Source organism: Polymorphospora sp. NPDC051019 (genome assembly GCF_040683055.1).
Lineage (GTDB): Bacteria > Actinomycetota > Actinomycetes > Mycobacteriales > Micromonosporaceae > Polymorphospora > Polymorphospora lycopeni.
The window spans coordinates 242,133-264,209 of record NZ_JBFBCH010000006.1 but is presented as its reverse complement, the minus strand read 5'-3'; the positions used below and the strand labels follow the sequence as shown (position 1 = coordinate 264,209).

Sequence of the window (22,077 nt, the reverse complement as noted above, 5' to 3'; positions counted from 1 at the left end):
GCCGGCGCCGGCCGCCGTATGGTGGGCCGGTGACGGAGGCGCGACGCCGCTGGTGGCCGGACGTCCTGCTCGGGCTGGTCACCGCCGGGCTGGGGCTGGCCGGCACCTGGATCGTCCAGCCCGGGGCGGCACGTGGGGACTGGGCGGGGATCGTCGTCGCGGTCCTCACCGGGCTCGCCCTGATCGCCGTACGGCGGCGGCCCTGGCCGGTGCTGGTCGTGGAGTCGGCACTGCTGCTCGTCGCCGTGGCGGCGACCCCGGCCGGCGGCGGCACCTCGTTGCTCGCCGCCGCGGTCGCGCTGGGTTACGTCGCGTACCGGTCCGGCCGTGCGTCGACCGCGGCGGCGTACGCGCTGTTCCTCGGCGTGGCGCTGGCCAACGTCCTGCTCCAGGGCGACGCGGCGGTGCGGTTCAGCGTCACCGGGGTGCTCAGCCTGATCATGCTGGCCGGCGTCGCCGCGGCGCCGGTGGCGTTCGGCCGCTACCTGCGCGGGGTACGCCTCGCCGCGGCGGCGGCCGAGGAGCGGGCCCGGGAGATGAGGGAACGCCGCGCCGCGGAGACCCGGGCCGCCCGTCTCGCCGAACGGGCGGCCATCGCCCGGGACCTGCACGACATCGTGGCCCACCACATCGCGGCGATCGCCCTGCGGGCCGGCGCGGCGCGGTACGCCGTGCAGCACACCGGCCGGACCGAGCCGGCGGTGGCCGCCCTCGGTGAGCTGCGCGAAACGGCCGGCCAGGTGCTGGACGAGCTGCGGGAACTGCTGGAGGTGCTGCGGGACCCGGAGACGGTCGAGCGGGACGGCCCGCAGGTGGAGCTGGAGCAGATGATCGGGGACGCCGCCCGCCGGGTGGGCGAGGCCGGTGTCACGGTCCGGGTGAGCGTTCCCGAGACGCTGTCCCGGGTGCCGCTGTCGGTGGGGACGACGGCCGCCCGCGTGGTGCAGGAGGCGCTGACCAACACCCTCAAGCACGCCGGGCCCGGAGCCACCGCCACGGTCGACATCCGGGTGGCCGACGGCACGCTGCTGCTGGAGGTGGTGGACAGCGGGGCGGTGCGGGAGCGTCCCGTGCTGCCCGCGTCCGGGTACGGGCTGGCCGGGATGCGGGAGCGGGTCGGCCTGCTCGGCGGCACGCTCACCGCCGCGGCCGCGGACAGCGGTGGCTGGCGGGTGTCGGCCCGGCTGCCGATCAGGGAGAACGCGTGATCAGGGTGCTGGTGGTCGACGACCAGAGACTCGTCCGGGCCGGGGTCGGCCTGTTGTTGCAGACGGCCGGCGGCTTCGAGGTGGTGGGCGAGGCCGGCGACGGCCACGAGGCCGTACGCCTCGCCGAGCGGCTGCGGCCCGACGTGATCCTCATGGACCTCCGGATGCCCCGGACGGACGGCATCGAGGCGACCCGACGCATCCTGGACCGGCAGCCGTCCGCCCGGGTGCTGGTGCTGACCACCTTCGCCGACGACGTCAACATCTACGGGGCGATCGGCGCGGGCGCGATCGGCTACCTGGTGAAGGACGGCGCCCCGGAGGAACTGGTGGACGCGGTGCGCCGGGCGGCGCGGGGTGAGACGTTGCTGGCGCCGCCGGTGCTGGCCCGCGTCCTGCGCCGGGCGCTCGCCGCCCATGACCGGGAACGGGGGCCCGACCGGTCGTGGGCGGCGCTGCGGTCGCTCAGCGCCCGGGAGCGGGAGGTGCTGGCCCTGGTCGGCGCCGGGCTGTCGAACGCCGAGATCGGTGTGCGGCTGCACCTGGGGGTCACCACCGTCAAGACGCACGTGTCCGCCGTGATGGAGAAGCTGGAGTTGCGTAACCGGGTGCAGGCGGCGGTGCTGGCGCACCGGCTCGGCCTGGTCGACGACGAGTTCAACCCGGTGCCGGAAGCGGGCGCACCGTAGGGGTCCGGCTCCCGTTCACCCGTTGTCCGTCTGGCGCGTGGTCCGGCGTGGACGTGCCGTCGCCGGTCGTCCGTACGACCGTCTGGTGAAGCCAATCCGAGTCCTTCGCCTGTTCGTCCACGCCGTCCTGGCGGTTGGTGCGGCCGTGTATCCGGTCGCGCGGACCGCGCCGGACCAGACCGTGTTCCTGGGGACCGTCCGGCTCGACCCGGGCAGCGGGTCCGTCGACACCACTCCCGTCTTCGCCTCCGGTGTGACGTCGGCGTCCTGCCCGGCCGGGTACGGCTCCGACGCGTTGTTGCGCATCGGCCGGCCCGGTGGGCCGTACACCAATCTCGCCCGCCCTCTCACCTCCGGCGGCTACGACCGGGCGGCGGTGACCGCCACGCCGAACCGGTCCTTCACGACCGCCCTCGGCGGCACCGCTCCGCAGGCCGGCGAGTGGTGGGTGGTGGCGGAGTGCTTCAGCCAGACGCAGGGGCAGCATCCGGGCCGGTTCGTCACCTCGATCACCGTCGCCGGCAGCGGCTGGCGCCTCAGCCCGGGCGGCGGTACGGCGGCAGCGGCGGCCACCGCGAACCCGGCGGGGGCGGCGTCGCCGTCGGCCGGACCGCAACCGTCGGCGCCGGACGTCGTACCGGAAGCCGGCCCCGGCACGGAGGCGGCGCCGGGCGCTCCCACGCCGCTACCCGTGGCCCGCACCGGGTCGGCCTCCCTCGGGGTGAGCCTGTGGTGGCTGGCGGGTGTCGTCGGTGTGCTGGCGCTGGTGGGAGTCGGGTGGCTGGCGACCCGGCCGGCCGCGGCGGCCGCCCGGACGGGCGGTGCGAACCGCCCCCGTTCCCGATCCGGAGGTCATCCGTAAGCGGGGCATCGGTCATACGGATGGTTGATGTCCGCGTACTTTCTGTTCACCTTGCGCATGTCTGGCGTGAGTCCCGGTCTGCTGGTCCGGTCATCGAGCCTGCGCACGCTGACCGACGGCGGGGGCCGAGTTGGGGAGCCGGGCGATACGTGCCTCGGTACGGGCCAGGAAAGGCATCAGGATGCAGCGATCACGTTTCGTGTTCTTCGCCGTGCCGCCGCAGCGGGGGATCGACGGGGACGGTCCGCAGGCCGGCGTCTTCTGGATGCTGGTGTCGCCGAACAACCGCCCGCTCGGGCGGGGCAGCGGCTGTCATCCGACGTACGGCGAGTGCCGGGACGCCGTGGTGTGTCTCCAACAGGGACACGACCGGCTGCGGGTGAACGAGTCCACTGTAGAGCAAAACGGCCAGTGGTGCTGGTGGGCCGAACTCGACCGGGCCGTCGTCGCCGTCTCCAGCCGGTCGTACCTGCGCGGCCGGGAGTGCGCCTACAACGTCGAGCGGTTCCTCGAGGCCGTCCCGCAGGCCGCGATCGTCGACGGGACCCGCGGCACCGGACGGGACGGCCGGCGCGGCCGCGACGACGACCTCCGGCCGCAGTGGTCGGGACGTACCCCGCCGACGGGCATCCGCCCGGTGTCCCGCCCCGGGCAGCCGACCAGGACACCCCGGTGACGACCACGACGTTGCGCGGACCCGACGCCGCCCCGCCGCCGCCCACCGTCGCGGGCCCGCCCGCCGACCAGCCGGACGGCGCCCCCGGCCCCCGCCGCATCGTGCAGCGGCGCGGCCCGTCCGACCTGGTGTTCCGCGGCATCGCCCGGGCCGGGGGCGCGGCGGTGCTGTTCATCATGGTGCTCGTCGGGCTCTTCCTGACCATCCAGGCGTGGCCGGCGATCGAGGTGGCCGGCTGGCGGTTCCTGACCGTGCAGGACTGGGACCCGGCGGGCAACAACTTCGGCGTCGCCGGGGTGCTGACCGGCACGGTGCTCATCGCCCTGGTGGCGATCGCCATCTCGGTGCCGCTGGCGACCGGTGCCGCCCTCTACATCTCCGAGTACGCGCCCCGGCGGATCCGGCCGCTGCTGGTCAACCTGGTCGACCTGATGGCCGCCGTGCCGAGCGTCGTCTACGGCATCTGGGGCTTCTTCCTGCTCCAGCCACGGTTGCTGGTCGCCGGTGACCAGGGGGAGGGGCTGCCCCGCTGGCTGGCCACCTACCTCGGCTGGATACCACTGTTCAAGGTGGACGGTTACGACCCGCGTGACCCGGTGGCGAGCCCGACCGCGCTGACCTCGTCGACGTTCATCGCGGGCGTCGTCGTGGCGATGATGGTCGCCCCGATCATCACCTCGGTCATGCGCGAGGTGTTCTCCCAGGCACCGGTCGGCGAGCGGGAGGGCGCGTACGCCCTCGGCGCGACCCGCTGGGGCATGATCCGGTCGGTCGTGTTGCCGTTCGGCCGCGGCGGCATGATCGGCGGCACCATGCTCGGGCTCGGCCGGGCGCTGGGCGAGACGATCGCCGTCTACCTCATCGTGTCGATGGTCTTCGTCGTGCAGCCGCACATCCTGCAGAACGGTGCCGGCTCGATCTCCGCGCTGATCGCGCTGCGGTACGGCGACTCGACCGCCCTGGGGATCGCCGCCCTGATGGCCGCCGGTCTGGTGCTGTTCCTGATGACCCTCGTGGTCAACTTCGTGGCGTCGATCGTCATCAGCCGCAGCCGCTCCGGCGCCGCGAGCGAGGTGTGACGTGTCGACATCGCCTGATCTGACCAAGGCCGGACCGGCCGTGCCGGGGTCGACGGTGCTGCCGGCCGCCGAACCCCGCCCCGACGTCCCCGAGCGGCGCCGGGTGATCGGACGGCCGCGCCGCACCGACGGCTTCGCACTGGCCGGTGCCGCCGTCGCCGGCGTGAGCCTGACCGCCCTGCTGTTCACCCGGCTGGCGCCGTTCGACGGCGTACTCGGCTTCGTGGTCGTGTCCTACCTGGCGTTCCTCGGCTTCTACACCCTGCTCGTCTCGTTCGACGAGAGCGGGCCGACGGTCCGCGACCGGCTCGCGGCCGCCGTGGTGCACAGCCTCGCCGCCCTGATGCTGCTGGCGCTGGTCGTGGTCGTCGTGTTCACCCTGTGGCGGGGCCGCGAGGCCCTCGTCTACCTCAACTTCTTCGCCGACGACATGGGGCGGGCCGGGCCGTTGCAGCCGCTGAGCGTCGGCGGGATCCGGCACGCGATCATCGGCACCCTCATGCAGATCGCCATCGCGCTCGCGGTCACCGTACCGCTGGGCCTGGTCTGCGCGGTCTTCCTCAGCGAACTCCCCGGCCCGTTCAGCCGGCTGGTCCGCACGATCGCCGAGGCGATGACCGCGCTGCCGTCGGTCGTCGCCGGGCTGTTCGTCTACGCCACCGTCGTCCTCGCCCTCGGGATGGGCAAGTCCGGGTTCGCCGCGTCGCTCGCGCTCGGCGTGATGATGCTGCCGATCATGATCCGGGCCGCCGACGTGGTGATCAGGCTGGTGCCCGGCACCCTGCGGGAGGCGTCGCTCGCGCTGGGCGCCTCGCAGTGGCGGACCATCTGGCACGTGGTCGTGCCGACCGCCCGCTCCGGCCTGACCACGGCGGTCATCCTCGGCACCGCACGCGGCATCGGCGAGACGTCCCCGGTCCTGCTCACCGCCGGCTTCGCCGCCTACACCAACGCCAACCCCACCAGCGGCCCCCAGACGTCGCTGCCGCTGTTCGTCTTCGACGCCGTACGTCGCCCGGACGAGGCGATGATCGCGCGCGGCTTCGGGGCGGCCGCCGTACTGATGGGGCTGGTCCTGATCCTGTTCGCGATCGCCCGACTGGTCGGCGGGCGGGCGCCCGGCCAGCTCGGCCGCCGCGCGGCCCGCGCCCGGGCCCGGGCGTCCCGCCGCGACGCGGCCCGGTTCGCCGCCCGCGCCCGGGCCCGTCAGGCACCCGGAGTCCACGCAAGTGACAGCGAGGTAAGTGATGCGTAGCAGCCGTTCCCTCCTGGCCGCCCTCGCGGCGGTCATGGTCGTGCTGGCGGCGTCGCCGGTGCCCGCCCGGGCCGCCCCGACCCTGGTGCAGATCAGCGGCACCGGCTCGTCGTGGAGCGCCAACGCGCTCGACAACTGGCGGCGCAACGTCGAGCAGCGCGGCATCTACGTCAACTACGACGCGACCGGCTCGACCGACGGCCGCAACCAGTTCCGCAACGGGACCTCGGACTTCGGCGTCTCGGAGATCCCGTACGGCCTGCGGGACGTCTTCGGCGGTTCGGACCTGCGGCCGGACCGCGGGTTCGGGTACATGCCGATCGTCGCCGGCGGCACGGCGTTCATGTACAACCTGACCATCGGCGGCCGGCGGGTCACCAACCTGCGGCTGTCCGGCGAGGTCATCGCCAAGATCTTCACCGGGGCCGTCAAACGCTGGAACGACCCGCAGATCGCCGCGCACAACCCCGGACTGACCCTGCCGGCCCGCAACATCGTCCCGGTGGTGCGGCAGGACGGCTCGGGCACCAGCGCCCAACTGACCCTGTGGATGAGCAAGCAGCACCCGCAGATCTGGAACGCCTACTGCGCCAGGTTCGGCAAGCCCGCGCCGTGCGGCATCACCTCCACCTACCCGTTCCGGTCCGCCGACGGGTTCGTCGGGGCCACCGGCTCGACCGGCGTCTCCGGCTACGTCGGACAGGACAACGCCGAGGGCGCCATCACCTACGTCGAGTACTCGTACGCGCTCAACGCCCGGTTCCCGGTCGTCAAGATGCTCAACGCGGCGAACTACTACGTCGAACCGACGGCCGCGAACGTCGCCGTCGCGCTGACCCGGGCGACCATCAACGACAACCCGTCGTCGCCGGACTACCTGACCCAGATCCTCGACGGGGTCTACACCTACGACGACCCGCGCGTCTATCCGCTGTCGTCGTACTCGTACATGATCGTTCCACAGCGGATCGAGATGAACGTCACCGAGGACAAGGGCTTCACCCTCGCCTCCTTCGCGAACTACTTCCTGTGCGAGGGCCAGCAGCAGGCCGACGTCCTGGGCTACTCGCCGCTGCCGATCAACCTGGTCCGGGCCGGCATGGAGCAGGTCCGCAAGATCCCCGGGGCGCCGCAGCGGAACATCGGCATCGAGAACTGCAACAACCCGACGTTCTCCCGCGACGGCACCAACACGCTGGCCCGCAACGCGCCCCAACCGGCCGCCTGCGACCGGCAGGGGCCGACGCAGAGTCCCACCGGCACCGCCGGCGCCCGGCAGGAGACGCCGGTCAAGGCCGCCGCCCGGTGCGGCACGGGCGGCGCCAACCCACGCCCCGGCGGACCCACGCCGTCCGGCGGCCCGTCGGCCGCACCGTCGGCGACCGCGACCGGCGACCCGACCGGCGGCCTCGTCGACCCGGAGACCGGCGAGGTCGTCGACCCCGGCACCGGCGGCGGCGGCGAACAGGTCGCCGCCGTACCGGTGTCCCTCGACGGCGAGGGCGGCTGGCGGCTGCGGCACACGGTGATGCTGATCGCCGGCGTCCTGCTGGTCGGCGTACTGTTCGGCCCACCGCTGCTGGCACACACCCTCGCCGGGCGCCGCGACCGCGGAGACCGGCGATGACCGCCCGCCGGACCCGCGTCGCCACGCTCGTCCTCGGCCTGCTGGCCCTCGCACCGCTGCTGGCCGTACCGCCGGCGGCCGGGCCCGCGCGCGGCGGGGACGGCGCCGGCTCGGCCGTCACCGTCCCCGGCCGGGCCGACGGGTACGAGGACTTCTCCGCCCTCCGGATCACCGTCTCGCAGACCCGGGACCTGACCAACCAGGCGGTCCTGGTCACCTGGACCGGCGCCGAACCGACCCCGCGCAACCGGCCGGTCGGCGTCGACTACCTCCAGCTGATGCAGTGCTGGGGCGACCCGCAGGCCCCCGACGACCCGCTCGGCCTGGCGTTCCGGGAGACCTGCCAGTTCGGTCTCGGCCTGCCGCAGCCGGCGATGGCCCAGGGCTCGGACGCGCCGGCCGGCAAGAACGCCAGCCGGCGGCGGCTCGACGCTATCGCCGGCTACCCGCACCCCGACCCCGCCGAGCCGCTGCCCGCCGACGCGCAGATGGTGCCGTTCCGGACCGTCGGCGGCGCCCGGACCCCGGACGGCAGCCCACGGCAGCCGTTCGGCACCAAACCCAACCCCAACGTCCCCGGCGGCACGATGGACCAGACCGACGACGACGTGCTGCGGGCACACTTCAACGAGGCGTCGACGAACGAGTACCCCTACGCGCTCAGCGCCGCCGACGGCACCGGCCGGGTCGCCTTCGAGGTACAGAACGCGGCGCGCGCGCCCCACCTCGGCTGCGGCGCCCCGGCCGGCGCGGGACCCCGCCGCTGCCACCTCGTGATCGTGCCGCGCGGCCGCCACGACCCGTACGCCGGCACCGACGTCTCCACCACCGCCGCGGTCCACGGCTCACCGTTCAGCCTGCCGGTGTGGCGGCACCGGATCGTGGTCCCGCTGGACTTCCGGGCGGTCGGCGCCGCCTGCTCGCTGACCCAGGCCGAACGGCGTACCGCCGGCACCGAACTCGTCGCCGAGGCGATCACCTCCTGGCAGCCGGCCCTGTGCGCCAACTCGGGCCCGGTCATCGGCTACTCGGCGATCGGTGACTTCGAGGCGCAGAACCAGGTGCTGTCGCCGTCCGCCGGCGCACCCGGCGTGGTGTTCAGCTCCGCCCCCGTGCCCGGCAGCGAACCGCCGCTGGTGCACGCCCCGGTCGCCGCCAGCGGCGTCGTCGTCGCCTTCAACGTCGACGGCAACCTCGACCCGTACGCCTCCGGCGGGGAACAGGAGCGGCTGCGCGGCGCGGTGCTGTCCCAGCTCCGCCTGACTCCGCGGCTGGTCGCCAAACTCCTCACCCAGTCGTACCGCCGCGACGTGTCCGGCATCGGCGGCCCGGCCGACAACCCCAACAGCATCAAGTACGACAAGGAGTTCCTGGACCTCAACCCGGTCTTCCGGTTCTGGGACCAGACCCCCTCGGCGACCCTCAACGGGCTGATGACCCCGGTCGGCAACTCGATGGCGACCCGGGAACTGTGGCGGTGGGTCCTCGCCGACCCGGCGGCCCGCGCCTGGCTGGCCGGCACCGCCGACGACCAGGGCACCGGCAGACCCGGCATGGTGGTCAATCCGGCCTACCAGCGGCTGTTCGCCGCCGGAGCCGTCGACTACTTCCCGAAGGCCGACCAGACCTGCGCCAAGGAGTCCTTCCAGGACGTCGAGTACACCAACTGCACACTGGACTACCGGCCGTACGCCGGCTCCCTCGGCGAAGCCGCCCTGCTGACCCTGCGCGCCGACAGCAAGGGCACCGCCGTACCGCTGCAGACGATCAACCTGCCGGCCGGCGAACAGCCGAAGTGGACCCGGATCGCGCGCCAGGAGCCCGGCTTCCGGCTGGCGATGTCGGTCACCGACTCCGCCTCCGCCGCCCGGTACGGCCTGCACACCGCCGAACTCTGCGCCGCCGCACCCGACGCGGCCGGCACGTACGTCGCCACCGACTGCCGAAGCGCGACCACCGCGCAGATGACGACCGCCCTGTCGGCCATGGCACCGACCGAGGTGCCGGGCGTGGTGGCCGTCGACCCGGAACGGGCCCGGGCCACCCCGGGCGCGTACCCGCTGACCATGGTCACCTACGCGATCGCGAACACGGCCGCCCCGGCCGACGCCCGACGCGACTACGCGGCGATGCTGCGGCACGCCGCCGGCCCCGGTCAGACCCCGGGGGTCGCACCCGGCAACCTGCCCGAAGGGTACGTGCCGTTGCCGCAGCCGATGCGCGACCTGACCCGCACCGCCGCCGACACCCTCGGAAAGGCGACCGCGCCGACGACCCCACCGCCCGGCGGGGAGGCCCCGGCCGGGCCGCCGCCGGCCGGCGGCCCGCCGACCGGCGTACCGGCCACCGGGACACCGCCGTCGCCCGGTCCGGTCGCACCGTCGCCGGCCCCGTCCGTCCGGCCCGCCGCCGGAACCACCCTCGGCAGCGCCGCCGGAGCGATCCGGTACGTACTCGTCGGCGCGCTCGTCGTCGGCCTGCTCGGCGGCGTGGCCGGCCCCGTACTGCGCCGCCTGGCCGTCCGCGCACCCCGGAACCGTCCATGAACGACGGTCTTGGGCCGGCCCACCGGTCCGCCAACAGTCGTTCATCCGGCCTACGTGTTGGCGGAAGACAGCGGCCCGAAACGTTCGCCCGCACGCGGTTTCGGCCACCGGCACGGCGACAGACGATTCTCCCGACTCACCTGTCACCAGAAAGGGAGCAAGCATGAAGGTCCACACCTTCGGCAAGGTGGCGGCGGCGGGCTTCGGCGCGGCACTCGCCGTCGTCATGGCCGCCACCCCGGCCGCCGCCGACCCGTCGCCGGCCACCGACTACCGCGTCCTGGCCGGTGTCGGCTCGGACACCACCCAGGACGTGATGAACGGCCTGGGCAACGTCATCACCTCCGGCGGTGGCAAGGTCGTCGCCTCCTGGGACGCCCGGGGCACCGACACCATCAAGGTCAAGTCGGCCGGCTGCACCCTCAACCGGCCGAACGGCTCCGGCAACGGCCGGCGCGCACTGCGGGCGTCGGGCGGCGAGAACCTGGGCGGCACCAACGGTGGCCCCGGCTTCTACGAGGGCGCCGACATCCGCAACTGCGTCGACTACGCCCGCTCGTCGTCGTACGGCGGCGGCAGCACCCCGTCGAGCACCGGCAACTACACGTACATCCCGTTCGGCGTCGACGCCGTCTCGCTGGCCGTCAACCAGAACGGCGACCTGCCGTTCAACATGTCGTTCGCCCAGATCCAGCGGGTCTACAAGTGCTTCGACACCACCATCGCCGGCAACCCGGTGCAGCCCCGGACCATCCAGGCCGGCTCCGGCACCTGGGAGTTCTGGATGAGCAAGATGCAGATCAACGAGACCGAGATCGGCCTCGGTGACTACCCGTGCCTCACCGGGCTGCCCCGGACCCAGGAGCACGACGGCTCGGCGCTGACCGGCAACCTGACCCACGTCGTGCCGTTCTCCTCCGGCCAGTTCGTGGCCCAGAGCAACGTCACCGCCATCGCCAACCTGACCGGCGTACCGGTCACCGACCGGCGCGGCGCCGCCCGCCTCGTCGGCATCAGCATGCCCGGCCAGTCGGTGCAGCAGCCGCTGGTCGGCGGCACCACCAACCCCAGCTTCGGGCTCCGGCGCGACGTCTACAACGTCGTACCGACCGCGAAGCTCACCGACCCGACGATCGCCGCCACGTTCGTCGGCGCCAACTCGGCGGTCTGCACCGCGACCGTCAACGACGGCGGCACCAACCGCAACGTCGTGCAGCTGTTCGGCTTCGGCCTGCGTACCACCACCCTCGACGACCTCAACGCCGCCTGCGGCTACACCAACCTGCGGTTCAACAGCTAGTTCCCCGCCGGTCCGGGCGGCCCGCCGGCCGCCCGGACCGGCGCATCCGTCACGCAAAGGAAGCAAACCGATGAGCAGGCGAATCCTGGCCGCGCTGGTGACCAGCGCCCTGAGCCTCTGCGCCGTCGTCGCCGGGGTGGTGCTCGTCGCCGCCGGTCCCGCGCAGGCGGCTTCGCTCGGCGAGGTGCGGCTGTCGCAGACCAGCGGCAACGTCGACGACACCCCGATGTTCGCCACCGCCGGCAGTGCGGCATGTCCCACCGGGTACGGGGAGAACGCCGGCCTGCGGGTCGGCCGTCCCGGTGGGCCGTACTCGAACCTGGGCCGTCCGCTGGGCGGCGGCGGCTTCGACACGGCCCCGGTCTCGATCGAGGCGAACCGGTCCTTCACCACCGCGCTCGGTGGTGCGGCCCCGGCCGCCGGCGAGTGGTGGGTGATCGTCGAGTGCTTCAGCCTCACCGAGGGCCGGCACCCCGACCAGTTCCAGACCACCATCCACGTCTGCGGCACCCAGTGGCGGGTCGGCACCAGCTGTTCGTCGGTCGCCGCCACCCAGACGACGCTGACCGTCGAACCCGCCGACCGGATCGCGGCCGGGACACCCGTCACCCTCACCGCGGCCGTCACCCCGGCCGTACCCGGCACCGTCGTCTTCCGCCGGGCCACCGAATCCACTTCCGGCAGCTCCGGCGAACTCGGTGCCGTCCCGGTGACCGAGACCGGCACCGCCGTCCTGGAGACCGGCGACCTGCCACTGGTCGGCGCGACCCAGGTCGACTACACCCTCACCGCCACCTTCAACCCCACCGACCCCGACGCCTACGCGGTCTCCACCGCCAGCCGCCCGCTCACCGTCTACGTCGGCGCCGAACCGGTCACCGTCGACCTCACCGTCGACCCGGCCAGCCCGGCGCCGAGCGGCGGCCAGCCCGTGCTCACCGCGACCGTCGACCCCGCCGCCGCGGCCGGCACCGTGACCTTCGAACGGCGCGACTCCGGCGAGGCCGCCTTCGCCCCGGTGCGGGACGTGCCGGTCGCCGACGGCCGGGCCACCCTCACCATGACCGGCCTCGCCGACGGCGCGTACGACCTCCAGGCGACCTTCCGGCCGGCCGACCCCGACCGCTACACGCAGGCGGTGTCGAACAGCGTCAACAGCTACCGGATCGGTGCCGACGGCCTGCCGGCCACCGACACGACCACCACCCTGACCGTCACCCCCGACGGCAGCCGGCCCGCCGACACCCCGCTGACCCTGACCGCGACGGTCGCCCCGAACAGCGCCACCGGAACCGTCCGCTTCCTCGACGGCCAGACCGAACTCGGCACCGCCGCCGTGGCACAGGGCACCGCGGCCTTCACCGCCACCCTGGCGGTCGGCACCCATTCGCTCAAGGCGGTGTTCACCCCGGCCGACGCCACCGCGTACCGGCCGTCGGAGTCGGCGGTCCGGACCGTGGAGATCACCGCCCACGACCCCGGCGGCGACCCGGACGACCCGGGTGACGACCCCGGCGGTGACCCCGACGGCGGGGGCGGCATGCTGCCCAGGACCGGTATCTCGCTGATCGCCTTCGGGATGGCCGGCCTGTCCCTGGTCGGTGCCGGCTCCGGCGCGATGCTGCTGACCCGGCGGCGGCGCCCGGAACCGGCCCCGGTCACCTGGCCGGACAGCCCGGCCGGCACCGGAGCACCGGACCCGTCCGTCGGGAACGGGCCGGACCGGTGACCACCGCAACGCCGACGACACCACCCGGTGCCGCCCCGTCCAGGACGGGGCGGCTCGGTTTCTACCTGCCGGGCACCGCCCTGACCATCCTGGCCATGCTCACGCTCGGCTTCGTCGTCCACCTCACCCTGGTCTCGCATCTCCAGTACGCCCGCGGCCAGCAGACGCTCTACTCCGACTACCGCGCCGAACTCGCCCGCGGCACCGCCCCCGTCGGCCAGACCCGGCTCGAGTTCACCGACGGCATCGCCGGCGACGAACGGATCGTCGAGACCGGCTCCCCGGTCGCGGTGCTGCGGATACCGGCCATCGGGCTGCGGGCCGTCGTCCTCGAGGGCAGCGACGCCGAGGTGCTGCGCGACGGCCCCGGCCACCGCCGCGACACCGTGCTGCCCGGCCAGCCCGGCACCAGCGTCGTCATGGGCCGCCAGGCCGCGTACGGCGGCCCGTTCCGGGACCTGGACCTGCTCATCCCCGGCGACCTGGTCACCGTCGTCACCGGGCAGGGCGAGCACAGCTACCGGGTCACCGGAACCCGCCGCCCCGGCGACCCGACCCCGCCGCGACTGGCGTCCGGCGCCGGACGGCTCACGCTGATCACCGCCGACGGCGACCGGTACCTGCCACAGGACCTGCTCCGGGTCGACGCCGACCTGGTGTCACCGGCCCAACCCGCCCCGGCCCGCAGGTTCGGCGCCGCCTCGCTGCCCGCCGCCGAGCAGCCGATGGCGACCGACCCGGACGCCTGGACCCCGCTGATGCTGTGGAGCCAGGCACTGCTGCTGGCCACCCTCGCCGTCGCCTACCTGCGCGGCCGGTGGGGCGGCTGGCCGGCGTGGACCGTCGGCGTGCCGCTGGTCGCCGCCCTCGGCGGCGCCGCCGCGGACCAGGTCGCCCGACTCCTGCCCAACCTGCTGTAACCACCCGACCGGAAGGCGCCGCGGTGACCCAGACCACCGACCCGACCCTCGTCGACCCCGTCCCGGCCCACGGACTGGCCACATTGGACGCACGTGACGTGTCCGCCTGGTTCGGCGACCACAAGGTCCTCGACCGGGTGTCGCTGACCATGCCCGCCGGCCGGGTCACCGCACTCATCGGCCCGTCCGGCTGCGGCAAGTCGACCTTCCTGCGCGTCCTCAACCGGATGCACGAACTCGTCCCCGGCGCGTCGCTGGCCGGCGAGGTGCTGCTCGACGGGCACGACCTCTACTCCCCGGACCGGCGGCTCACCGACGCCCGCCGCCAGGTCGGCATGGTCTTCCAGAAACCGAACCCGTTCCCCACCATGTCCATCTACGACAACGTCGTCGCCGGCCTGCGACTCACCGGCACCCGGGTCGGCCGCGCCGGCCGCGACGACCTGGTCGAGGAAAGTCTCACCAAGGCCGGCCTGTGGCGCGAGGTACGCGACCGGCTCCGCTCACCCGGCGGGGCCCTGTCCGGCGGGCAGCAGCAACGGCTCTGCATCGCCCGGTCCCTCGCCGTACGTCCCCGCGTGCTGCTGATGGACGAACCGTGCTCGGCACTCGACCCGACCTCGACCCGCCGCATCGAGGAGACGATCGCCGAACTCGCCGACGAGGTGACCATCGTCATCGTCACGCACAACATGCAACAGGCGGCCCGGGTGTCCCACCGGTGCGCCTTCTTCCTCGCCTCGCACGGCACCCCCGGCGTCATCGTCGAACATGGACCCACCGCGCTGATGTTCGACAGCCCGCAGGACCAGCGCACCGCCGACTACGTACACGGGCGGTTCGGGTGAACCGGCCACCTGCCCGGACGGCACCCAGAGTTCGCCTTCCGCACGTCCGGCGGAGACGTGGGCCTGCATGCCGGGTCACTGCCCGTGTAGAGCCTCATTGCCGGTCGGACCAGCAGGGTCCGGCCGGCACCATCACCCTCACGAGAGGAAGTGATTCATGAGCAAGCGTGTCTTGGCTCGGGCGGTCGCGCTGTTGGGGGCAGCCGCGCTCGCCGGCGGCGTCCTCGTCGGTGTCGCCGGTCCCGCGCAGGCGGCTTCGCTCGGCGAAGTGCAGTTGTCGCAGACCAGCGGCAACGTCAACGACACCCCGATGTTCGCCACCGCCGGCAGCGCCGCGTGCCCGACCGGGTACGGCGAGAACGCCGGCCTGCGGGTCGGTCGGCCGGGCGGGCCGTACTCGAACCTGGGTCGTCCGTTGGGTGGTGGCGGGTTCGACGCCGCTCCGGTGTCGATCGAGGCGAACCGGTCGTTCACCACGGCGCTGGGCGGCACGGCTCCGGCGGCCGGTGAGTGGTGGGTCATCGTCGAGTGCTTCAGCCTCACCGAGGGCCGGCACCCCGACGAGTACCGCACCGCGATCGTCGTCACCGGCGACACCTGGCGCATCCCGGTCGCCGAGGCGACCTCGACCGCGCTGGCCGTCGTGCCGGCGAGCCCGGTCGAGCAGGGCACCGAGGTCACCCTCACCGCCACCGTCACCCCGAACACCGCCACCGGCACCGTCGAGTTCCGCCGGGGTGCCTCGGTGATCGGCTCGGCCCCGGTCTCGGCCGGCACCGCCACCCTCACCACGACCGCGCTCCCGGTCGGCACCCACGCGCTGACCGCGGCGTTCGTGCCGTCGGACGCGACCGTCTTCGGCGCGTCCACCTCCTCGTCCACCTCGTTCACCATCCAGCCCGGCGACGATGTGATCACCAAGCAGCAGGAAATCATCGCCGATGTGGCCCCGGGTGCGTTCACCCTCGACCTCGCCGGTGACACCGCCATCCTGACCGGCGGCTCCGTCGGCGGCACCGCCACCGGCGCGCTCCAGGGCGCCACCGTCACCGACCTTCGGGGCAGCAACGCCGGTTGGGACCTGACCGGCCAGCTCGCCGACTTCGTCGGACCCGACGCGACCATCGCCGGCGGCAACCTGTCCTGGACGCCGTCGGCCAGCAAGACCAGCGGCTCCGGCGCGGTCACCGCGGGAACCGCGGCCGACCTCGGCGACACCCGCACACTGTGCTCGTCGGCGGCCGGTGCCAGCGCGGGCGTCTTCGCCTGCGGCGCCGACCTCGACCTCGCCATCCCCGACAACGTGGCGCCGGGGGAGTACAAGGCGACCCTGACCCTGACCCTGGCCTGACCTTTCCGCGACCGGGGGATGCCGGGCCCGCCGGGCCCGGCATCCCCACCACCGTTGCCGGATCGACTCCACGGAGCCGCTGACATGACCCACTCCCGTGCCACCCGCCTGGTCGTCCGGCTGCTCGTCGGGTCGGCCGTCATCCTCGGCGCCACCGGTCCGGCCGCCGCCGCGCCCGCCCCGCCACCGGCGCTGCCCGGGTACGCCCCGGCCGAGGAGTTCCGGTGGAGCGTGCAGCCGTCGAGCCCGCGCGGACCCAACGGCCGCAACGAGTTCGCGTACGAGCTCAACCCCGAGGAGAAGATCACCGACTGGGTCGCGGTCAGCAACCTCACCGGAAAGCCGCTGACCGTCAACGTGTACGCGACCGACGCGTTCACCGCCCCGGACGGCGGATTCGCCCTGCTGACCGCCGACGAGCCGGCCACCGGCGTCGGGAGCTGGGTCACCCTGCCGAAGAAGTCGTACACGCTGCCGGCCGGCAAGCGGGCCGACGTCCCGTTCGAACTGGCGGTACCGGCCAACGCGAGCCCCGGCGACCACATCGGCGGCCTGATCGCCTCGGTCAACACCGAGGAACGGCAGGAGGACGGGCAGACCGTCAACGTCGAGCGACGCATCGCCGCCCGGATCTACCTGCGGGTCGCCGGCCCGGTCGAACCGGCCGCCCTGATCTCCGCCCTGGACGTCGACTATGCCAACCCGCCGCTGTCGCTCGGCGGCGACATGACGGTGACGTACCGGATCGCCAACGACGGCAACGTCCGCTTCTCCGGCAAGGCCCGGGTCCAGGTCACCGGACCGTTCGGGATACGCGTCGCCAACAGCGAGGTCATCGACATCCCCGAGCTGCTGCCCGACTCGGAACTGCGGCTGACGCAACGGTTCCCCGGCGTGTTCCCGGCCGGCCTGCTGACCACGACCGTCACCGTCAACCCGCAGGAGAGCGGCGGACCGCTGCCCTCGCTGAGCCGCGACTCGGCGCTGTGGGCGGTGCCGTGGCCGCTGGCGGCCGGGCTGCTGCTGGCCGGGGCGCTGCTGCTCGGCTGGTGGCTGCGGAACAGGCGCTGGCACCGCATCGTCGCCGCCGGCGGCTTCGACGCCGCGCCGGAGGCGGCGCCGACCGTCCGGCCGGTGGCGTCATGACACCGGCCGGCCGCGCCCCGCGTCCGGCCAACCGGGCGGCCGTCCCACGGGTCGCGGTGGGGCTCCTTCTCACCGCCGGGATGACCGGTGCGGCCACCTCCGCGCCGGCCGCGCCCGTGCCGCCGGCCGTGGTCTCGGCCGCCCTCGCGACACCGCTGGCCGGCGGATTGCGGGCCGGGTCGGCGGCGCCGGACTCCGGGACCGCGCGCCGGACGGAGGTCACGGTGTCGATCGCACCGGCGCCGACCACGCCCGGACCCACCCCCACCGGCCCTGAACCGACCCCCACCGGGACCCCCGGCCCTGTGCCGACCGGCACCCCCGCGCCGCCGACCCCGTCGGCGTCACCCGATCCCGGCGGCCGGCTCCCGCAGACCGGGCTCGCCATCGGCGGCATCCTGGTCCTCGGCGCGGCCCTGGTCGGCGCCGGCGCCGGACTGCGTACGCTCAGCCGCCGCAGGTGAATCCGCAGGGGCCGTTTCGGACGCCGTGCCGTGCGTCGAGGTCGCCGGCGCCCGGCCGGGCGGACCGGAGAGCCCGCCCGACCCGGTGCCGTCAGTTGCCGCGTACCTCGGCGGCGGCCGCGACCAGGTGCCGCAGCGACGCCTCGACCTCGGGATAGCCGCGGGTCTTCAGGCCGCAGTCCGGGTTGACCCACACCCGCCGGGCCGGTACGGCCGCGACGGCGCGGCGCAGCGCCTCGACCACCTCGGCGTGGGACGGCACCCGTGGCGAGTGGATGTCCCACACCCCGGGGCCGACACCCCGGCGGTAGCCGACCGCGGCGAGATCGTCGAGGACCTCCATCTTCGAACGGGACGCCTCGATGCTGGTCACGTCCGCGTCGAGGGCGTCGATCGCGGTGATCACCTCGCCGAACTCGGAGTAGCACAGGTGGGTGTGGATCTGGGTGTCGTCGGCGACGCCGCTGGTGGCCAGGCGGAAGGCCGCCACCGCCCAGTCCAGGTAGGTCCTCTGGTCGGCCCCGCGCAGGGGCAGGGTTTCCCGCAGCGCCGGCTCGTCGACCTGGATGACCCTGATCCCGGCCGCCTCCAGGTCGTGGCACTCGTCCCGCAGGGCGAGCGCGACCTGGTCGGCGGTGTCGGCCAGCGGCTGGTCGGCGCGGACGAACGACCAGGCGAGGATGGTGACCGGGCCGGTGAGCATGCCCTTGACCGGCCGGCTGGTCAGCGACTGGGCGTACGTGGACCACACCACGGTCATCGGCGCCTTGCGGGCGACATCGCCGTAGATGATGGGCGGACGTACGCAGCGGGAGCCGTAGGACTGCACCCAGCCGTGCTCGGTGGCGGCGAACCCGTCGAGTTGCTCGCCGAAGTACTGCACCATGTCGTTGCGTTCCGGCTCGCCGTGCACGAGCACGTCCAGACCGAGCCGCTCCTGGAGCCGGATGACGTGCTCGACCTCGGCACGCATCCGCCGGGTGTAGCCGGCCTCGTCGAGGGTGCCGGCCCGGTGGGCGGCGCGCGCCCTACGCAGCTCGACGGTCTGCGGGAACGACCCGATGGTGGTGGTCGGCAGCTCCGGCAGCCCCAGCCGCTCCTGCTGGCGGGCGGCCCGGTCGGCGTGGTCGCCGCGCCGCCGGTCGGCGGGACCGAGCGCGGCGAGCCGGGCCCGTACGTCGTCGTGCCGCCACGCCGCCGGCGCCGGGCGCGGCGGTGCCGGCAGGTGCCCGGTGCCGTCGCGCACCGCGCGGCCGAGCAGGACGACCTCGTCCACCTTCTGCCGGGCGAACGCGAGCCGCTCGTACAGGTGCGGGTCGAGGCGGGTCTCGACGGACAGGTCGACCGGGACGTGCAGCAACGAGCAGGACGTGGCGACGGCGACGTGGTCGGCGAGCCCGGCGACCGCCGCCCCGGCGGCCGCCGCGGCACGCAGGTCGGTACGCCAGATGTTCCGTCCGTCGACCAGGCCGGCGACGATGGTCCTGCCGCGCAGTGACCCCGCGACGGCGAGCCGGTCGAGGTTGCCCCGCCCGGCGACCAGGTCCACGCCGATCGCCTCGACCGGTGTGTCCAGCAGGGCCGGCAGGGCCTCGCCCAGCTCGCCGAAGTAGGTGGCCACGAAGATCCGTGGCCGGTGTTCGATCCCACCGAGCCGGGTGTAGGCGCGGCGCAGCGCGTCGATCTCCGCCGGGGCGCGGTCGGCGACGTACGCGGGCTCGTCCAGCTGCACCCAGGCCACCCCGGCGTCGGCCAGGGCGGTGAGGATCCCGGCGTACGCCTCGACCAGGTCGTCGAGGCGGGCGAACGGATCGTCGCCCTTGGCCAGCAGCAGGAACGTGGCCGGCCCGACCAGCACCGGCCGGGTGGTGATGCCCAATTCGCGGGCCTCGCCGTACTCGCGCAGCGCCTTGGCCGGGTCGGCGACGAAGGCGGTGTCCGGGCCGATCTCCGGCACCAGGTAGTGGTAGTTGGTGTCGAACCACTTGGTGAGTTCCAGCGCCGGCTCGGCGTCGACGCCACGGGCCATGGCGAAGTAGGTGTCCAGCTCGGACAGTCCGAGCCGGGCGAACCGGTCCGGAACCGCGCCGACGGCGACGGCGGTGTCGAGCACGTGGTCGTAGTAGGAGAAGGTGTTCGACGGGATCGCGTCGAGACGGGCGTCCCGCAGCGTCCGCCAGACCTCGGCGCGTAGCCCGGCGGCGGTGCGCTCCAGTTCGCCGGCGTCGACGGTGCCGGCCCAGTAGGCCTCGACGGCCCTCTTCAGCTCCCGGTTGGTGCCGATGCGCGGATAGCCGAGCACGGTGCTCTGGCCGAATGCGGTGCTCAACGGATGGGTCCTTCCCTCGAGGTGCCCGGCGGGGCACGGGAGGGGGAAGGCAGGGTACGGGTCGGTACCGGCTTCCGCCCTGGCCCTCCCGAGAGGCCGCCGGCGGCGCACACCGGCGGCGTGCGCGGCGCTGGCAGGTCTTCGGACTCGTGGGCGTGACCCGATGGTCGCCTACTGGCCGTCGCTTCCCAGACCTCGCGGTCCAGTGCTCTGATGACGGCGGTCGTTCCCACTCACCGCTGCGGGGCAGTCCCGGTCTCGCACCGGGTTCCCTCTTACGACGCCCCACCCTCACGGGTCGGGCGAACCAGCACCGTCCGCCATCGTACGGGCCTTCGGGCGGTGTCCGGGTGAGGGTGTCCGACGTACGGGACGGCGGGGTGCTACTTTGCGGTTTCCGCAAACTTCTTTGTCAACCCGTCCGGGGTGCGGCATGTTGGCGCCGGAGGCGGTCACCTCCGGCACCGACGAACCGAGGGTGGTAACCATGGACGCGAAGTTCTGGGACGACAGGTACCTCAGCCGGGAACAGCTCTTCAGCGGCAACCCCAACGGCGTCCTCGTCGCCGAGGTGGCCGACCTGCGGCCGGGGCGGGCCCTCGACCTCGGCTGCGGCGAGGGTGCCGACGCGCTCTGGCTGGCCCGGCGCGGCTGGCAGGTGACCGGAGTCGACATCTCGGACGTGGCCCTGCGCCGCGCCGCGGCCGGGGACGACACCGGCCGGGTGACGTGGACCCGGGTCGACCTGGCCACCGAGCCACCACCGGCCGGCCCGTTCGACCTGGTCTCGGCCCAGTACTTCCCGCTGCGCCGCGAACCGGGTCACGCCGTACTGCGCGGCCTGCTGGCCACGGTCGCACCCGGCGGAACCCTGCTCGTCGTCAGTCACGATCTGGCCGATCTTCCGCCGCGGCACGACCTCGACGTCGACCCGGCCGACTTCTACCAGCCCGGGGAGGTCGCCGGGCTGCTCGACGACGACTGGGCCGTCCTGGTCGACGAGATCCGGCCACGGACGGTTCCCGCGCCGCCGGGGACGCACCACCGCAACGACATCGTCCTGCGGGCGCGACGGGAGCCGTCACTGCCCTGACCGGCCGCCGGCCCGACGGGTGGCGCCGACCCGTCGGGCGCGCGGGTGAGGGCGCGCGGCGGTCCGGGCTGTTGCATCCGGTACCCGGGTACAGGCTTACCGTCGGATGGCCGGCGCCGACCCGGCACCGGAACCGCCCGTACGAGGAGGCTGTGATGCCGTTTGTCGTCCCGGACGTTTGTAGCCTGCCCACCGCCGACCGGCCGCCCCGGCTGGCCGAGTTCGACGCCCTGCTCACCACCGCCGTGCGCGCCGTCGAGTCGCTCACCCCGACCCACGCCCGACTTCGCCTGGCCGGCCCGCCCGACCTCGAAACGGCGGTAAGGGACCTCACCGCACGCGAAGCGAGCTGCTGCTCGTTCTTCACCTTCACCGTCAGCCCGGCCCACGACGGCAGCCCGCTGACCCTCGACGTGCGGGTGCCACCCGGCCACGCCGACGTACTGCGGTCCCTGGTCGGCCGGGCCGCCGCGGCCGCGCCCGGGCCGGCCCGGCGACCCCCGGGCTACGCAGCGGCGAGGTCGCCGAACAGGCCGGGGTGAACATCCAGACCCTGCGCTACTACGAGCGCCGGGGCCTGCTCGCCGAACCGGCCCGCTCCAACGGCGGCCACCGGCTCTACCCGCCGGACACCGTCGCCCTGCTCCAGGTGATCAAGGCGGCGCAGCGGCTCGGATTCACCCTCGACGAGGTGGCCGACCTTCTCGACACCGGCCGCCGCCGGCACCCGACCGCCGACCTGCGACAGCGCGCGATCGACAAGATCGCCGAGATCGACGCGCGGATCGCCGACCTGAACGCCATCCGGACGACCCTGGTCGAGGTCGTCGACGCCCGCTGCGACAGCCTCACCGACTGCACCTGCGCCGACTGCCCGATCCCGTTCCTGACCATCGGCAGCGCCGCCGACCCCGACGGAGACCCCGCGTGAACCAGACCGCCCCGCCGCCCGCCA

The 22,077-nt window shown here is 73.9% G+C and carries 19 protein-coding genes and 1 riboswitch; of the genes, 18 read left to right on the top strand and 1 reads right to left on the bottom strand.

Features of this window, described 5'->3' with window-relative positions; translation table 11 throughout:
* The first annotated feature begins 29 nt into the window (after positions 1-29).
* From AB0M79_RS14310 to AB0M79_RS14240, 15 genes are all read left to right on the top strand, one after another.
* Positions 30-1,208, top strand: a complete 1,179-nt coding sequence (locus tag AB0M79_RS14310; RefSeq protein ID WP_364212586.1) for a histidine kinase — start codon at positions 30-32, stop codon at positions 1,206-1,208.
* Complete coding sequence (locus tag AB0M79_RS14305) at positions 1,205-1,897, top strand: response regulator transcription factor (RefSeq protein WP_364212583.1); 693 nt, start codon at positions 1,205-1,207, stop codon at positions 1,895-1,897. Before AB0M79_RS14310 ends, AB0M79_RS14305 begins: the two co-directional genes overlap by 4 nt.
* 85 nt (positions 1,898-1,982) lie before the next feature.
* Positions 1,983-2,759, top strand: a complete 777-nt coding sequence (locus AB0M79_RS14300; protein WP_364212580.1) for a hypothetical protein — start codon at positions 1,983-1,985, stop codon at positions 2,757-2,759.
* 181 nt (positions 2,760-2,940) lie between these two features.
* Positions 2,941-3,435: a hypothetical protein gene (locus tag AB0M79_RS14295; protein ID WP_364212577.1), complete on the top strand. Its 495-nt coding sequence runs from the start codon at positions 2,941-2,943 to the stop codon at positions 3,433-3,435.
* Complete coding sequence (pstC, locus tag AB0M79_RS14290; RefSeq protein WP_357539214.1) at positions 3,432-4,514, top strand: phosphate ABC transporter permease subunit PstC; 1,083 nt, start codon at positions 3,432-3,434, stop codon at positions 4,512-4,514. The genes AB0M79_RS14295 and pstC overlap by 4 nt, the downstream gene beginning before the upstream one ends.
* A gap of 1 nt (position 4,515) precedes the next feature.
* The gene (gene pstA, locus AB0M79_RS14285; protein ID WP_364212574.1) at positions 4,516-5,769 is read left to right on the top strand and encodes a phosphate ABC transporter permease PstA; all 1,254 of its coding nucleotides are present in this window, start codon (positions 4,516-4,518) and stop codon (positions 5,767-5,769) included.
* Positions 5,762-7,396 (top strand): phosphate ABC transporter substrate-binding protein PstS, encoded by a 1,635-nt coding sequence (locus tag AB0M79_RS14280; protein ID WP_364212571.1) that lies wholly within the window; start codon positions 5,762-5,764, stop codon positions 7,394-7,396. Before pstA ends, AB0M79_RS14280 begins: the two co-directional genes overlap by 8 nt.
* On the top strand, positions 7,393-9,942 hold the full coding sequence (locus AB0M79_RS14275) for a hypothetical protein (protein ID WP_364212568.1): 2,550 nt from the start codon (positions 7,393-7,395) through the stop codon (positions 9,940-9,942). The genes AB0M79_RS14280 and AB0M79_RS14275 overlap by 4 nt, the downstream gene beginning before the upstream one ends.
* Before the next feature lie 163 nt (positions 9,943-10,105).
* Positions 10,106-11,242, top strand: a complete 1,137-nt coding sequence (locus tag AB0M79_RS14270) for a hypothetical protein (protein WP_364212565.1) — start codon at positions 10,106-10,108, stop codon at positions 11,240-11,242.
* A gap of 70 nt (positions 11,243-11,312) precedes the next feature.
* Positions 11,313-12,971, top strand: a complete 1,659-nt coding sequence (locus AB0M79_RS14265; RefSeq protein WP_364212562.1) for an Ig-like domain-containing protein — start codon at positions 11,313-11,315, stop codon at positions 12,969-12,971.
* Positions 12,968-13,891, top strand: a complete 924-nt coding sequence (locus AB0M79_RS14260; protein ID WP_364212559.1) for a class E sortase — start codon at positions 12,968-12,970, stop codon at positions 13,889-13,891. Before AB0M79_RS14265 ends, AB0M79_RS14260 begins: the two co-directional genes overlap by 4 nt.
* Positions 13,892-13,965: 74 nt before the next feature.
* Complete coding sequence (locus tag AB0M79_RS14255; RefSeq protein ID WP_364212844.1) at positions 13,966-14,739, top strand: phosphate ABC transporter ATP-binding protein; 774 nt, start codon at positions 13,966-13,968, stop codon at positions 14,737-14,739.
* A gap of 157 nt (positions 14,740-14,896) precedes the next feature.
* Positions 14,897-16,090, top strand: coding sequence for an Ig-like domain repeat protein (locus AB0M79_RS14250; RefSeq protein WP_364212557.1), 1,194 nt, complete (start codon positions 14,897-14,899; stop codon positions 16,088-16,090).
* Between the two features lie 84 nt (positions 16,091-16,174).
* On the top strand, positions 16,175-17,236 hold the full coding sequence (locus AB0M79_RS14245; protein ID WP_364212555.1) for a DUF916 domain-containing protein: 1,062 nt from the start codon (positions 16,175-16,177) through the stop codon (positions 17,234-17,236).
* Positions 17,233-17,700 carry a hypothetical protein gene (locus tag AB0M79_RS14240; RefSeq protein ID WP_364212552.1) on the top strand — a complete coding sequence of 156 codons (468 nt, stop codon included), beginning with the start codon at positions 17,233-17,235 and terminating at the stop codon, positions 17,698-17,700. Before AB0M79_RS14245 ends, AB0M79_RS14240 begins: the two co-directional genes overlap by 4 nt.
* Before the next feature lie 91 nt (positions 17,701-17,791).
* Here the strand turns inward: AB0M79_RS14240 and metE are convergent, their stop codons facing one another.
* On the bottom strand, positions 17,792-20,029 hold the full coding sequence (metE, locus tag AB0M79_RS14235; RefSeq protein ID WP_364212549.1) for a 5-methyltetrahydropteroyltriglutamate--homocysteine S-methyltransferase: 2,238 nt from the start codon (positions 20,027-20,029) through the stop codon (positions 17,792-17,794).
* Positions 20,030-20,143: 114 nt separating this feature from the next.
* Positions 20,144-20,356, bottom strand: a riboswitch (cobalamin riboswitch).
* 106 nt (positions 20,357-20,462) lie between these two features.
* Here metE and AB0M79_RS14230 point away from each other — a divergent pair.
* From AB0M79_RS14230 to AB0M79_RS14220, 3 genes are all read left to right on the top strand, one after another.
* Positions 20,463-21,122: a class I SAM-dependent methyltransferase gene (locus AB0M79_RS14230; protein WP_364212546.1), complete on the top strand. Its 660-nt coding sequence runs from the start codon at positions 20,463-20,465 to the stop codon at positions 21,120-21,122.
* 155 nt (positions 21,123-21,277) lie between these two features.
* Entirely contained in the window at positions 21,278-21,664 is a 387-nt protein-coding gene (locus tag AB0M79_RS14225) for a hypothetical protein (protein WP_364212543.1), read from the top strand.
* On the top strand, positions 21,661-22,053 hold the full coding sequence (locus tag AB0M79_RS14220) for a MerR family DNA-binding protein (RefSeq protein ID WP_364212540.1): 393 nt from the start codon (positions 21,661-21,663) through the stop codon (positions 22,051-22,053). The genes AB0M79_RS14225 and AB0M79_RS14220 overlap by 4 nt, the downstream gene beginning before the upstream one ends.
* Positions 22,054-22,077: the final 24 nt, after the last annotated feature.

Excerpts from the sequence above, each read along its gene's own strand:
- AB0M79_RS14295 (WP_364212577.1), top strand. The coding sequence starts at position 2,941 with ATGCAGCGATCACGTTTCGTGTTCTTCGCCGTGCCGCCGCAGCGGGGG.
- AB0M79_RS14280 (WP_364212571.1), top strand. The coding sequence starts at position 5,762 with ATGCGTAGCAGCCGTTCCCTCCTGGCCGCCCTCGCGGCGGTCATGGTC.
- AB0M79_RS14275 (WP_364212568.1), top strand. The coding sequence starts at position 7,393 with ATGACCGCCCGCCGGACCCGCGTCGCCACGCTCGTCCTCGGCCTGCTG.
- AB0M79_RS14270 (WP_364212565.1), top strand. The coding sequence starts at position 10,106 with ATGAAGGTCCACACCTTCGGCAAGGTGGCGGCGGCGGGCTTCGGCGCG.
- AB0M79_RS14265 (WP_364212562.1), top strand. The coding sequence starts at position 11,313 with ATGAGCAGGCGAATCCTGGCCGCGCTGGTGACCAGCGCCCTGAGCCTC.
- AB0M79_RS14250 (WP_364212557.1), top strand. The coding sequence starts at position 14,897 with ATGAGCAAGCGTGTCTTGGCTCGGGCGGTCGCGCTGTTGGGGGCAGCC.
- AB0M79_RS14245 (WP_364212555.1), top strand. The coding sequence starts at position 16,175 with ATGACCCACTCCCGTGCCACCCGCCTGGTCGTCCGGCTGCTCGTCGGG.
- AB0M79_RS14240 (WP_364212552.1), top strand. The coding sequence starts at position 17,233 with ATGACACCGGCCGGCCGCGCCCCGCGTCCGGCCAACCGGGCGGCCGTC.
- AB0M79_RS14230 (WP_364212546.1), top strand. The coding sequence starts at position 20,463 with ATGTTGGCGCCGGAGGCGGTCACCTCCGGCACCGACGAACCGAGGGTG.
- AB0M79_RS14225 (WP_364212543.1), top strand. The coding sequence starts at position 21,278 with ATGCCGTTTGTCGTCCCGGACGTTTGTAGCCTGCCCACCGCCGACCGG.